At 72.0% G+C, this 13,527-nt stretch carries 6 protein-coding genes; 3 read left to right on the forward strand and 3 right to left on the reverse strand.

Annotated elements, in window-relative coordinates; all coding sequences use genetic code 11:
• The first annotated feature begins 74 nt into the window (after window positions 1–74).
• A complete protein-coding gene (locus tag ACFYO2_RS07000) occupies window positions 75–1,946 on the forward strand; it encodes a serine/threonine protein kinase (RefSeq protein WP_388345137.1) in 1,872 nt (623 codons plus the stop codon).
• 43 nt (window positions 1,947–1,989) lie between these two features.
• On the opposite strand, the gene ACFYO2_RS07005 is transcribed toward ACFYO2_RS07000, so the two are convergent.
• The gene (locus ACFYO2_RS07005) at window positions 1,990–4,041 is read right to left on the reverse strand and encodes a trypsin-like serine peptidase (protein WP_388345140.1); all 2,052 of its coding nucleotides are present in this window, start codon (window positions 4,039–4,041) and stop codon (window positions 1,990–1,992) included.
• Between the two features lie 125 nt (window positions 4,042–4,166).
• Window positions 4,167–5,834 carry a heme peroxidase family protein gene (locus tag ACFYO2_RS07010; RefSeq protein WP_388345143.1) on the reverse strand — a complete coding sequence of 556 codons (1,668 nt, stop codon included), beginning with the start codon at window positions 5,832–5,834 and terminating at the stop codon, window positions 4,167–4,169.
• A 557-nt stretch (window positions 5,835–6,391) separates the two neighbouring features.
• Between ACFYO2_RS07010 and ACFYO2_RS07015 the strand changes: the two genes are divergently transcribed.
• Entirely contained in the window at window positions 6,392–9,322 is a 2,931-nt protein-coding gene (locus ACFYO2_RS07015) for an AAA family ATPase (protein ID WP_388345146.1), read from the forward strand.
• 331 nt (window positions 9,323–9,653) lie between these two features.
• A complete protein-coding gene (locus ACFYO2_RS07020; RefSeq protein WP_388345149.1) occupies window positions 9,654–9,875 on the forward strand; it encodes a hypothetical protein in 222 nt (73 codons plus the stop codon).
• A 491-nt stretch (window positions 9,876–10,366) separates the two neighbouring features.
• Here ACFYO2_RS07020 and ACFYO2_RS07025 read toward each other — a convergent pair whose 3' ends face one another.
• Entirely contained in the window at window positions 10,367–13,489 is a 3,123-nt protein-coding gene (locus ACFYO2_RS07025; protein ID WP_388345152.1) for an alpha-N-acetylglucosaminidase TIM-barrel domain-containing protein, read from the reverse strand.
• Between the last annotated feature and the right edge of the window lie 38 nt (window positions 13,490–13,527).

The following is a 13,527-nucleotide window of genomic DNA, read 5'->3' on the forward strand; positions in this document are numbered from 1 at the left end:
GCGCGCGGAGGGGGACGCGAGGCACCCGTGATGCAATAGGCCACGACAGAGCAGATCCGGGGGTGGAGTGAGGCGTGTTGAGCAACGGTGGGCCCGATACCGGGAGTTTCCAGCCGCTGGAGGAGGGCGATCCGCGGGTCGTGGGTGGCTACCGGCTGGTGGCGCGGCTCGGGTCCGGCGGTATGGGACGGGTCTATCTCTCGCACACGCCGGGCGGGCGGGCCGTCGCGGTCAAGGTGATCCGGCCGGAGCTGGCCGAGAACTCCGAGTTCCGGAAGCGCTTCCAGGCCGAGGTGTCCGCCGCGAGCCGCGTGCACGGGCTCTATACGGCTCCGGTCGTGGACAGCGACACCGGGGGATCCATACCGTGGTGTGCGACCGCCTACGTGCCGGGGCCGTCACTCGCCGATGCGGTGCACGACCACGGGCCGCTGCCCGTCGACACAGTGCTGCGGCTGATCGCCGGCGTCGCGGAGGCCCTGCAGGCAGTGCACCGCGAGGGCATCGTGCACCGAGACCTCAAGCCGTCGAACGTGCTGCTCGCCGCCGACGGCCCGCGGGTCATCGACTTCGGTGTCGCGCGGGCCGCGGATGCCACTTCGGTGACGCAGAGCGGCACGGCCCTCGGCACCGTCGCCTATATGGCGCCGGAGCAGGCGCTCGGCGGGGAGGCCACCGCCTCGGCCGACGTGTTCGCGCTGGGACAGACCGCCGTGTTCGCGGCGACGGGCGTCGCCGCCTTCGGAGCCGGGGATCCGCACGCGGTGCTCTATCGCGTGGTGCACGAGGAGCCCGACCTCAGCCGCGTGCCGGAGGAGATACAGGAGCTGGTGACGCGGTGTCTGCGCAAGCCCGCCGCCGAACGCCCTTCCGTCGAGGAGGTCATACGCTGCGTTCAGACGATTCAGGCGAATCGCGGTGACGAAGCGCGGTTCACGTCCGGGGCCTGGTTGCCGGGCGAGCTGGCGGCGGGGATCACGGCTCGGGCCACAGGCGCCGATCAGGCCCGGGCGGGGGCGGCATCGGGCACACACGCTCCCGGCGGTTTCGGGCCCGCTGGGTCCGGCGCTTTCGGGCCCCCGACGGCCTATTCCCCCACCTCACCGCCCCATGCCGCGCTGCCCGCGCCTTTCGTGCTGGGACCAGACGTCCCGCCGGGGCCGTACGCGCCGACCCCCTGGCCGCAGCCGCAGGAGCCGGCCCCCGCACAGACCGCTTCGGTGGCCTCGGGCGGCAACGGCCGCAAGGTCCGCGCCTGGGTGTTGTCGGCGGCCTCTGTCGTGCTCGTCGCCTGTGGCGCGGCCGCCGCGCTGCTGCTCGTTCCGGGGGACGGCGACAAGAGCGACGGCCGGGCACAGGAGGTAGCCGCATCCCAGTCGGCCACGGCCGCCGCCAAGGCGTCGCCGTCGACGTCCGGCTCCCCGTCGGCCCACACCTCGAAGAAGCCCCGGCCCACCAAAGCCGCTCTGCCGCCCAGCCCTTCGGGGCCCTCGACGCCCACAAGAACCGCGTCCTCGGCGCCCCCGACCGCCACATCCAGCAAGCCCGCCGCACCGACAGCCCCTGTCCCGGCGACGTATTCCGGGATCCGGATGACCAAGAGCCACGACCTGTTTCTGGCGGACGCTCCGGTGCGGGCCAAGGCGGACACCGGCACCTCCGACGAGGATCTGACGTACGCCGTCTACTCCTCCGGCGCGGTCCTTGCCCCCGGTACCGACTCCGGCAGCTCTCTTGCCCTGCTGCCGGCTGGTCGGCAGGGAAGCCTGGACGTGTGCAAGGCAGCGACCGGCTACAAGAGCTACATCTGGGTCAAGGACCTCACCGTCGGCCAGCAGATGTGCGTCATCAGCGGGACGGGGCACGTGGGGCTCGTGACGTATCGGGGCTCGTCCGGGACCACGTACGCCACCTTGGACGTGAAGGTATGGCGTGACGCGGCGTAGCAATGGGTGGTGCGGAGGCAACTGTTCCTCAGGACGTGCCGGGCTACGTGCGGACGCCGCGCCCGATCTCGGCTGCGACTCGGGCGTCGGAGAGGTATTGGGTGATGTCGTGTGCCCGGTCCTTCCGGTTCGCGCAGAGCACATCGCGAACCTGTGACCAGGTGTCGCCGAGCGGGCAGCCGATGGCCACGGCGTCCCCCGCCGCCCACGCGTTGATCCACACGCCGACCTGGCCGGGCCGGACCGGTCCGCCTGCGAGCAACCGCCGGTACACGGCGTCGAGTCCGAGCGGGCTGCCGGCGGTCACCAGCAGGGGTACCGAGGTCCGGCCGGGCAGCCGGGTGAACAGATCGAGCGCGACGACAGTTCCGAGGCTGTGGGTGACCAGCACGATCTCGCCTTGGTCGGGCATCCCGGCCAGCACCGCGTCGAGCACGGCGTCGCGTACCGGCTTGTTGTCGAGGTAGGCCGCGACGTCGCGGAACACCGTCGCGATCACGACGTCGTCGAGCCCGCTGCGCGCCGCGATCCACGACAGCGGCCGTTGCAGTGCGGCGACCGCCCCGCCGAGCAGTCCGGACTCCTGAGCCGCCGCGCCCTCCCACGCCGGCGTGCTCTGCCCCGCGCGCACGCCTTCCGCCAAGGGCTCGCGCTCCGGTGCGGGCATCCCGGTGGCCTCGGCGGCCTCGTCGAGCAGTGCGGCGTACACCGCGCGAGCTCCGGGACCGGCGGGCGCGTACGCCTCGGCCGTGCTCGCCGCCGTATCGGGGGCGACACGCTCGCGAGTGGCCAGTACGGCGGCCAACGCGTCGCCGTAGTAGGGGAACCAGACATCGTCGGCGCGCAGCGGAGCAAGGCCGGCCGCCGCCAGCCCGGTGCCCAGGCCCTCGCACCATCCGGCGCGCAGTCCGGCGGGATCGCGGCCCTGCTGTCCCCGGCCGTGCAGGAACACCAGGTGCCGGCCGGCGCCGGTCCGCCCGGTGAGGCCGCGCCGCTCACGGGCACCCGCGGCGACGTCGGCGCGCACGGTGGCGGAGACGGCCTGAGCGGACAGGGCTCCCGGAACCGGGAGGGTCCCGGCCGGTGCCCCACCGGGACGGTCGTCCGTCGGTACCGCCCCGACCGGCACCGCTTCCCTCGGCACCGCCTGTGGCCCCAGTTCGGCGAGCAGCGATTTCTGCCCCGGTGGCAGCTCGGCCGCGGCGAGGTGCCGCAGGATGGCGCTGACTCGGGCTCCCTCGTTGGCGATCCAGCCCTCGCCGTCGGGATCGGGCACGCCTGCGTGGTGCAGCGCGACGACCTCCCACTGGTCGTTGAACACGGGCGAGCCGGAGTTCCCGGGCTCGGTGTCCGTGCGGTAGTGCAGGAACTGGGGCAACTGGTTGAGCAGGGCGTTGTCGCGGACCGCGATCTCCTTCGGCCGCCCGTCCGGGTGGCCGACCACGTTCACCGGCTCACCGATGACGATCTTCCCCTGCTGGGCGATCAGCTTCAGCCAGCCGTGCACCGTGCCGGGCCGCCTGCCGTCGGAGCCCACCGCGACCGCGACGAGTGTGTAGTCGAGCTCGGGGTCGGTGACGAACAGTTCGTCCGGGGACAGGTCGTAGGGGTCGACCGGTTCGGGTACACCGTCGGCGTCGGCTTCGAAGTCGAACTCCGCGAACGACCCGGTCGCCGTCGCCACGTCGGGCAGCACGTGGTGGTTGGTGAGCAGCAGGCGCTCCCCCACGAGGAACCCGGTGCCGAAGCCGGCCCGCCGGCCGTCCTCGACGACGGAGATGCGCGCGACCGCGCTTGCCGCGCGCGCCCCGCGGGCAAGGAAGTTGACGCTCTGCAGCTCGCTCGCGGCGCCGAGGATCCGCTCGAACACGACGGCGGGACGGGCCTGCTCTCCGTCGGGCGGCACCGGCGCCAGTGCCTCGGGGTCGACCTCGCCCTTGCTCAGCAACCGCTCCGCGCGGGCGCGCAGCTGCTCCTCGCTGTCGGCGGCGAAGGGGGTGCCGGTCTCCACCTGCCGACGCCGGATGTGCTCGCGTTGGTACACCGTCTCGCGGTATCGCTCCGCCATGTTCCGTTGCTGCTGTCGTACGTCCATGCGCGCAGGGTCCGCCGAGGGGGACGTACTGCGCATCGGGGAAATCCCTACGGAGCAAACGTGCGCCCCCGCCGAAGCAGATCGGCGGGGGCGTGGGGGGGCACGGCTATGAGGCCACTGTCGTGTCAGAGCACGCCGGCGAACCGGAGGAAGTCGGCGATCGTGCGCACCGGCCGGCCGTTGGGGAGCAGGACGCCCCGCGCCGGGCTCCAATTCGTCTGGCTGACGTACGAACCACGGTCGTTGCGGATCTGGCCGATGAGTGTCTCGGCGACGATGCGGCTGCCGACCTCTCCGAGCCGGCGGCCGAGCTCCCGCACCTCGGCCTCCTTCAGCACGTAGAACCACAGCGGGGTCCTGTCGAACAGGCCGCCCGCCTCAAGGACGTTCCTGACCGCCTCGCTGCTGCCCCGCTCGAGCTCGGCGCGGCTGAGAGGTTGGACTCCGAGCGCGTTGGCCACCGCCTGGCCGGTGGGGGCAGCCAGTCGGTAGCCGCGCAGGAGGTTGCGGCGGGCGAGGTGCTTGAGCAGGTCCTTGATCCGCTCCGGCAGGCCCGGGTCGTTGCCCTCGTTGATCATCTGGGCGAGCGGTGGCGCGAGCCTGGTGTCGATGAGCCGCGCGAAGCGGTTGGCGAACTGGCTGTTCTTGTCGACCATCCGGTCCCACTCCACCGGCCAGTTCGAGGGGAGAGTCGGCAGCGAGGCGGCGAACCCGCCCCTGCCGGTGAACTGGAACAGCTGGTCCAGGGTGGCGATGGGGGCCCGGTCACCGGGACGGCCGAAGTTCCGGTTCCAGTCGTAGGCGCCGCGCACCATCGTGTGGCCGAAGCGGAAGGCCGCCACCGAGAACTCGACCGGCATGTACGTGCCGCGACGGTCCATGCCGAGCAGGTTCCCCTCCGCGGTGTCCACACGGTCGACGACGTCGGGGCGAGCCACGGTGCGCAGATAGTCGTGCACGCACAACCACTGGTAGGTCCACCGGGTGAGGTCCCTGGCCCGCAGGAAGACCTCGGCGTCCGACTCCCACTCGGGTTCGTTGTCGCGCACCCAGTCGACCGCCGCGTTGTGGAACCGCAGGAACGCCACGTGCAGTTGAGCGACGACGAGGTTCTCGTCGTTGCGGGTGTCGCCGACGAGCGGAGTGCGGTCGGCCTTGCGCGGCAGGTCCCGTTGGTTGTCGTCGACCGGGGGGATCAGCACGCCCGCGGCGGCGGGGACCGGCGAGAGCAGGCCCAGCCGGAACTTGATCCCGTCGTAGGGAACGGCGTCCTTGTTCGCCACCGGTGCCGCGAACGGCCCGTCGCCATAGACCGAGTCGAGGTTCAGCGCCGGGATCCGGAGGTTCTCCAGCTTCTGGATCACCTGGTCGGGCGGAATCGGCGGGAGGTCCTCATCGGTGATGTTGATCTTTTTGTCGTTGTCGGTCGCGGCCGTCAGGTCGTGGTCGACGAACTGGCCCCAGTACGTGTAGACCGGCGGAATCGGCGACTCGAGATGCGGGTCGCGCAGCTCGTCCTGGGTCTCGACCATCACCGTGCCCAGTTCGAGCAGGGCCATGACGACCTTCGCGACGTCGTCCTGCGGCACGTGGTGTGCCGGGAACTCCTCCGCGAGGTCGGGGAACAAGTAGTCGAAGGAAGTGGTGCCCACATGTGCCGCGGTGTCGGCGGACTCCTGAACCACCGCGCTGCGCGGACTCACCTTCTCGTCCTGGTCCGCGCTGTCGAGTATCGCGTGACCACCGTGCGCGAGGTTCGTGATCACCCGCCGGACCTGTCCCTGCTCAGCCATCCCGTGCCCCTTTTTGTCTAGGAACAGGCGAGTCTTTCCGAACGGTCGCACCGCGGCTTCCGGGAACTCCCTACTTCCGCCCGGCCCCGCACTCCGGCGTGCTCCGGCAGGGCGTTCCACGCCGTGCTCCGGCAGCGCGTTCCACGGAACGTCTACGCCATCCGCCGTGTCACCGGCACCGGACGCACATGGCGGGGCCTACGCGCCCGGGCTCACCGTCACGACAGCACCGGGCGGAGACCGCCGTAGGCCGTTGGCCGGGGACGAGGAGCGACCCGGCCTCCAGGGCTCCGCGAGGCGCCGGTGTGCGGGCCCCGTACGGCGGGAGTGGCGGCGTCATGACGCGGTCGGTGACCTCGGTCGTTGCTCCGGTCGCGCGGCTCGCCACCGGGATGCCGGCCCCTTCGCCGTGCCACGGGAGACCGCGCGACCGCGTTGCGGGCTCCCTGCCCGGCCCGTGGGTGAAACTCCCCGACCACCCACGCCGATCACCCTCCGGGGCGCACCCTGGTACGCGAAGTGCGGCCGCAGGGGAGCGGCAGGCATACGGGGGCGTCATGAACGAAACAGCGATGACCGGCGTGCCGGTGGGCGGAACGGCACGCGACCCGATCCGCGGATCGGGCGACGTATCGGGTGACTTGGAGGGGAACCGGCCGGCGCTCGCGGGGACGCACGGACCGTACTGCGTGGTGTTTCCCCCCGCACCCGACGAGGCGGCGCCCGGCCCAGGCCCCGTCGCACTCGTCGGCCGGCACACCGAACGAGAGCTGGTGGCCGGCTTGGTGGATGCCCTGCCCCATCGGGGCGGCGCGCTGCTGCTGAGCGGTGAACCGGGGATCGGCAAGAGCATGGTGCTGCGCCACGCGGCCGCCCGCTGCCAGGGCGCCCAGGTGCTGCGGGCCTGCGGTGTGGAGTCGGAGGCCGTGCTGCCGTACGCGGTGCTTGCCGATGTGCTGCTTCCGCTCCGCCGCCACTTCGGCGAGCTGCCGTCGGCCCAGCGCAGAGCCGTGGAGGGCTGTCTCGCGCTCACGGACGTGGCCGAGCCGAACCTGTACGCGGTGTGCGCGGGCGCGCTCGGCGTGCTGTCCGCGGCCGGGGAGGCGTGGCCACTGCTGGTCCTCATCGACGACCTGCACTGGGCCGATCCTTCGTCGCGACAGGTCTTGCAGTTCGTGGCCCGGCGGCTGGCCACCGAGCGCGTGGCCCTGATCATGGCGACGCGCAGTGGGCAGGCCGCGGACGGCATCCGGGAGAGCGTGCCGCACGCCGTGCTGGGGCCGCTGACGGACGACGAGTGCTGGACGCTGTTGCGGCGGCAGTCGCTCGACCGGGCGGATCCGGCGGCGGGCCGGATCGTACGGCTGGCGCACGGCAACCCCTTGGTCCTGGTGGAGTACGCGGCGGCGCTCGCCCGGAACCGTGCGGCCGGTGCCGAGCCGTGGGACGACTCGTGGGAGGCGCCCGGACCGCTGGTGGACCGCGCCTGGAGCGGACAGTTACGCCTGCTGCCGCCGCGCAGTAGAGAGGCGCTGGTGTACGTCGCCGCCGGCCAAACCCCCCAATGGCCCCTGCTGCAACAGGCCTTGGCGTCCGGCGGACTCACGACCGCCGATCTGGACGCGGCCGAGGCGGCCGGGCTGGTGCGGATGCGGGACGGCGCGTGCGAGCTGCGGCATCCCGTGCTGCGGCCGGTGGTGCTGGGACAGTGCGCCACGGTCCGGCGGCTGGAGGTCTACCGGAGACTGGCCGCGGTGAGCACGGGCGAGCTGCAGACCTGGTACCTGGCCGCGGCCGCCCCCGGTCCGGACGAATCGGTCGCCGCTCGCCTGGTGTCCGACGCCCGACAGGCGCGGCAGCGCGGGGCGTTGGCGGCCGCCGCACCGGCCTGGCACCGTGCCGCCGAGCTGTCGCCGGACCCCGCGGACGCGGCCCGCCGCCTGTTCGAAGCCGCGCACGACGCCTTCTACGGGGGTACGACGCGCGACGCCGCCGGGTGGTGCGACCAGGCGCTGTCGCACAGCCGCGATCCGTTGCTCACCGCGGACATCGAGTTGCTGCGCGGCCAGGCCTGCACCTGGCTCGGGGATCCGGGCCGCGCGCACCAGCTGCTGGTCGGCGCCGCCCGGGCGGTGGAATCGGTGGACCGCGCACGCGCCTCCCGGCTGTACGGGGCGGCGGTGGTGCCGGCGACGATGGACGGGCAGATGCGCGACGCCTGCCACATCGCCGCCCGCTGCGAGGAACTGGCGGACGGCACGCACGGCGAACGGCGCCGGCACGCCGCCGTCATGCGCGCCCGGGCGCAGGCTCTGGGCGGCGACGTGGGCGAAGCCCGTACGGCTCTGCGCGCTCTGCTGGAGGAGACGCGCGGATTACCCGGCCCCGAGGAACGTCAGGCGACGATGGAGATCGCGCAGGGCCTGTCCTGGACCGGCGACGGGGACCTCGCCCGCCGCGTGCTGGACACGGTGATCGAGGCGATGCGACGCGACAACTGCCCGGCCCTCCTGCCGTACGCGCTGCTTGCGCGGTGCGAGGTGGAGATGTGGTCGCGGTGGCCGATGGCCCGGGCGGACGCCGTCGAAGCGCTGCGCTGGGCGGCGGAGTTCGGGCATCTGGCGATGACGGGATACGCGTTGGTCCAGCTCGCGCGGCTGGACGCCCTGCGCGGCGACTTCACGGGCTGCCGGGAGCGCGTGGCGCAGTACGAGCGCTGGTGCGGCAGCCGGCTGCGCGGCCTGGCGCTGTTCGCCCGCGGCGCACTCGGTACGTCCGCACTCGCCGCCGGTGATCCGGAAGCGGCGCGTGCGCACCTGGAGGCCGCGTTCGCCATGGCCGACGAGATGGGGCTGGTCAATCCCTCCCTCATGCCGTGGGTGGCCGACCTCGCCGAGGCCTGTCTGCGCACGGGAGGGCGGGAGGGGGCTGTCGCCGTCGCCGACTGGCTGCGGGAGCGCGACACGGCGACCGGTCTGGCGTGGCCGGCGGCAGCGCACGCCCGCTGCCGGGTGATGCTGGCGCGGTCCGCCGAGGAGGCCGCCGACTGGCTGGCCGTCGCCGAATGCGTCCACGCCCGCAAGGAGATGCCCTTCGAGGCGGCTCGGACACGGCTCGCCGCGGGAGAGGTGCTGCGCCGGTTCCGGCGGCCGTCCGCGGCACGGGAGCCGCTGCTGCTGGCACAGCGGACGTTCACCGCGATAGGCGCCGTTCCGTGGGCGGTACGGGCCGAGGCGGAGGTCGCGGCGACCGGGCACCGCACCGCGGTCCACGGGAACGAACCGCCGCCGGTGGCCCTGCTCACGCCGCAGGAGCTCCAGGTGGCGCGCGCCATAGGCGAGGGCCTGAGCAACGTGGAGGCCGCCGCATCACTGTTCCTGTCCCGCAAGACGATCGAGGCGCATCTCACCCGCGTCTACCGCAAGCTGGGCGTCCGTTCACGCTCGGACCTGGCCCGCTGCCTGGCCCATGCCGGCGTCACGGGGTGACGGGCCGCGGTTCGCCCCGGAGGCCGGCCGTGGCACGACCCCGGGCATCGGGTGTACTGCTTCGCGGACACCACCGGCGCCGCTCATGAAGCACGCCGCATCGGCCACCCCATAGGGCCCGACGCGACAGAGATCACGTACGACCCTGTCCGCCCCGGCCGCGTGGGGCGACGTGCTGTGGATCACGACCACGCTGCTGCTCGGCCACCTCCTTTTCGGCGTACCGGTAGTGATCACCATGGCGGCCTACCTGCTGTATTACTTCAGCCGCGCGGTGAATGCGTAGGACTCGAACCACCGGCAGCGATCCGGCAGGCGCATACTGGTGACAATGAGAAAGTCACCTGCACCCAAACGCCATCTGCCGACGAGCCCGTTCCTGGCCCCGACCGCGCCCACTTCGAAGCAGTTCACCGTAGGAAGCCGAGTCACACACGATGTGTACGGGCTCGGTCGGGTGACCGCTGTCGAGGAGGGAGTCGCGGTTGTTGTCGATTTCGGCTCGCTGGAAGCCCGGATCATGAGCCCCTACAACAAGTTGTCCAACCTCTGAGCCCTTTCTGCGCGTGCGCAGGCCCGTCCGCACACCACTTCCCTTGGCATGCCCGAAAGTGAGACGTCTCATCGACACGACCTCGCTGTTCTCCGACCCGGAGCCGACCCGCCTCCATACCGCGGCGGCATCGCCACCTCCGGAAAAGAATCCCTTCCGGGCCCCCGATGTGGAGGAGGAGACCTCCCAAGCCCCCACCACCGTGACCGGGTGACATCGGCCTTCCGGCGCCCGTGCCGCCGGAAGATCTGGGCCGCGAATCAAGGGCCCACAAGAAGGACCGAACGCACCTTTCGCTACGAAATGTCCCGGTTCGTGTCCGGTGAACTCCGGGGGCCGGAGACACGATTCCGAGGGGCTTGTACCGACTTTCGGGCGTCTGCGTGGGCGCAGACAATGGCGACCGGCACGGGCACGCACTCCCGCGGCCGTACGACGACGGCTGAGCCGGAGCCGCGTGATGCGGCCCCGGCCGGCCCATGCTCATCCGCTCAGTCGACGGAGAAGTCCTCGAATCCGGCGATGCCGCGGGTGCCGGTCCAGCCGTTGGCCGCCGTCATGAAGACGCCGATGTCCTGGGTGTCGGCGACGCCGCCCGGAGTGGCGGTGCCGACCGTGGTCCAGGAGACGCCGTCACGGCTGCACTCGCCGGTGTACGTGCCGCCGGAGCGCGTCAGCCGTAGGTGCACCGGGGCGGCCAGGGAACCGGCCAGTTCGATGGCGTCGAACTGGCCGTTGCCGTCGGTGTCCCAGGACAGCGTGCAGCCGTTGGACGGCGTCACCGCCAGATTGACGTAGCCGGTCGAACCGTTCTCGGAGAGGTCGTTGCGGACGATCAGTCCGGCGCGGGCCCAGCCGCCGGTGGTGTCCTGCGAGGTGACGCGGACCGTGGCGGTCGAGGCGGAACCGAGGGCCCCGGCTTGGTAGACCGTGCCGAACTCGTTGGTACCGCCCCACAGGTCGGCGCCCGCGCCCTCGATGGCGATGGCGTCGCCGGACTGGCCGAAGACCGCGTCGTTGAAGGAGGCGGTTCGGTAAGGCGCTTGGACCCCGTTGCCCGCCATCAGACGGACCGCCGCCGTGGCCGAGCCGCGCGTGCCGCCGGTCCGGTAGGACGCGCGCACCGGCACCCGGGAGATCAGCGCGCCGGTGGCCTGGGTGAGGGTGACGGTGAAGGTCGCCGAGAAGGTGTCGCCCGGGGCGACCGACGCCGCCGTGGTCGTGCCGGCCGGCTCGGCGGTCATCCCCGCCGGGGCGTCGAGGGCCAGTGTCACATCCGTCGCCGGCGCGAAGCCGTTGCGGTTGGTGAACGACACGGTGACCGTGACCGGGCGGTCCTCCGCCACCGCTCCCCGGTCGGCGGACCCGGTCAGCACCACCTGGTCCGGATCGGTGGCCAGGGTGTCCCGCACCTGCCGGGCCAGCTTGTACACGTCACCCGACGAGTTCACCGGATAGCTGTCGTGCTGGTGCGCCCAGCGGTCCTCCAGCGCGAACCAGTCGATCTCGGCAGGTTCCCGGCCGGCCCCGAGCGCGGCGGACAAGTCGGCGAAGTACGTCTTCCAGCGCGTGTGGTACAGGCCTCCGACCAGCCCCGCCCATTCCCGGTTCGCGTAGTCGTGCAGCCCTTCCTCGCTGCTCGCCCGGCCGCCCCAGGTGGTGATGATCGACCGTGCGTCGTACTCCAGCTGGTCCTTCTCCGCGCTGGTGGCGCCCCAGGACCGGGCGTCGGCCAGCCACCGTCCGAGCAGGTGCTGCGGGGACGTGGCCAGTACCTTGTCCATCAGCTTCATCCAGCTGAGCCAGGTCTTGGTCAGCCGGTCGAAGCCCGCGCGGTCCCCGGCCTCGTACGCCGCCTTGATCCGGGGCAGCAGCACGCGGCTGCGGTTGGACAGCACCTGGCGGGTCACGTCGGCGAGGTCGTAGGCGTAGGCGGAGCTGTCGCGCAGTCGCGGCGCTACCTGGAGCAGTTCGGTGAGGGCCGCGTCGAACACCGTGGTGTCGTAGCGGTCGGCCTCCGGGCCCCAGGCGGCTGCCTTGTTGGCGCCCAGGCTCGGCCGGGCACCGAACAGCCCGTCGGGCGCCTCGCTCCACGCATCCTTGCGGGTCATGTTGTACGCGGTGTCGCGGATCGTCTTCCAGGCGGCGACGGCGTGCGGGTCATCGCCGCCGTACCGGGACACGGCGTACGCGGCGAACCAGTCGTCGAGGTCGATGGTGCCGGGTGTCCACGCCAGGTCGGTGAGGAGCGCGAGCGCGGGCGCGTTGTTGTCGGCGGCCTCCGGCATCGCCGCGATACCGGCGAGCGCGCTGCCTTCCTTGTCACGCCACTTGGGGTACTGCTCCACCCAGTCCGGGGCGTTGGCGCCCATCGGGGTGTGGCCGCCGAAGTTCCAGATGCTGCCGAAGGCGTACGGGGTGCCGTCCCAGTCGCTCTCCCGGTCGGTGACGGTGGTGTAGCGGTCGGACAGGCCGTCGACGACGAGCATTCTGCTCTTGTTGACGCCGTCGAGCAGGGCCTTGGAGGGGTTGTTCTGCCAGCCGAGAATCGCCCAGACGGCGCCCGGGCGGGCCTTCTGGAGCGCCCCTTCGACGGCTGCCGCGGCCTCGCCCACCGGGACGTCTCCGGGGTTGCCGCCCTCATGCAGCAGGTCCATCTTGTACATCGTGCTGTCGCCGAACCGCTGCGACTGGGCCCGGTAGAAGGCCGCGGCCACCTCGTCGAAGGCCGTGGTGCGCGGGTCGAGCCAGTCGGGGCGCTTGAAGGCGCCCCAGTCGCCCTGGGGGACCACGGCCGCGTCCCCACCGTGTTTGGCGACGAAGTCGTCCGGCACGGTGCCGAAGTAACCGGGCAGCACCGGTGTCATGCCCAGTTCGCGCACCCGGTCGGTGATCTTCCGGGCGAGATCGGCGCGCCTCTCGATGAGCTGCTTGGACACCGGACCGCCGAACCCGGACATGTTCTGCAGCAGCCACCACGGCTGATGGGCCGGTGCCGGAATCCACGCCCGCATTTCGGCGTCCGAGTAGCCGAACTGCCGGAAGGTGTCGTAGTAGACGGCGTCGCCGCCGGTGTAGACCAGCACCCGGTTGATGCCGTGCAGCGCGAGCACGTCCAGCTCGCGCTCCCACGCGTCCCAGTTCCGGTAGGGGCCGGTGTAGCCGTCGTTGGTGTCGTTGAGGGCGAACCGGTGCGGCACGTTCGCCGATCCGGCGATCTCCCCGCCGGGGGCGGGCAGCAGCCTGGGGAGGTTCAGCTGTTCGCCGTTCCAGGAGATGTCGGCCTTCGCCGCCCGCGCGAGATAGGTGTTGAGGCCGGTGAGCAGCACCGCCGGGCTGCTGCCCGCCACGGTGATGGCTCCGGCCCGGCCGGTGACCTTGAACCGGTCGGCGCTGCCGGCGTCCAGCGCGCGCAGCGTCACCTGCCGGTAGTGGTCGGGCAGCAGTCGTCGCAGCGCGACCGATGCGGGGGTCGTGTCGAACGGCTTCGCGACCGTGTCCGCGGCCGCTGGTGCGGCGTGAGCACCTGGCGGCGGCGTCAGCAGCACCACTGAGCCGAACGCGGCCGCTCCGGTCAGCAGGCGTCTGCGGCTGAGGGGTTGATTGCCTGTCATGAACGTCCTTCCAAGACTTTTCGGTTCTTCCGAGCCGC

The sequence above is a fragment of the Streptomyces sp. NPDC006602 genome (assembly GCF_042870385.1).
Classification (GTDB): domain Bacteria; phylum Actinomycetota; class Actinomycetes; order Streptomycetales; family Streptomycetaceae; genus Streptomyces.

Coding starts and splice junctions, on each gene's coding strand:
- ACFYO2_RS07005 (WP_388345140.1), bottom strand. CDS start 4,041: ATGGACGTACGACAGCAGCAACGGAACATGGCGGAGCGATACCGCGAG.
- ACFYO2_RS07010 (WP_388345143.1), bottom strand. CDS start 5,834: ATGGCTGAGCAGGGACAGGTCCGGCGGGTGATCACGAACCTCGCGCAC.
- ACFYO2_RS07015 (WP_388345146.1), top strand. CDS start 6,392: ATGAACGAAACAGCGATGACCGGCGTGCCGGTGGGCGGAACGGCACGC.
- ACFYO2_RS07020 (WP_388345149.1), top strand. CDS start 9,654: ATGAGAAAGTCACCTGCACCCAAACGCCATCTGCCGACGAGCCCGTTC.
- ACFYO2_RS07025 (WP_388345152.1), bottom strand. CDS start 13,489: ATGACAGGCAATCAACCCCTCAGCCGCAGACGCCTGCTGACCGGAGCG.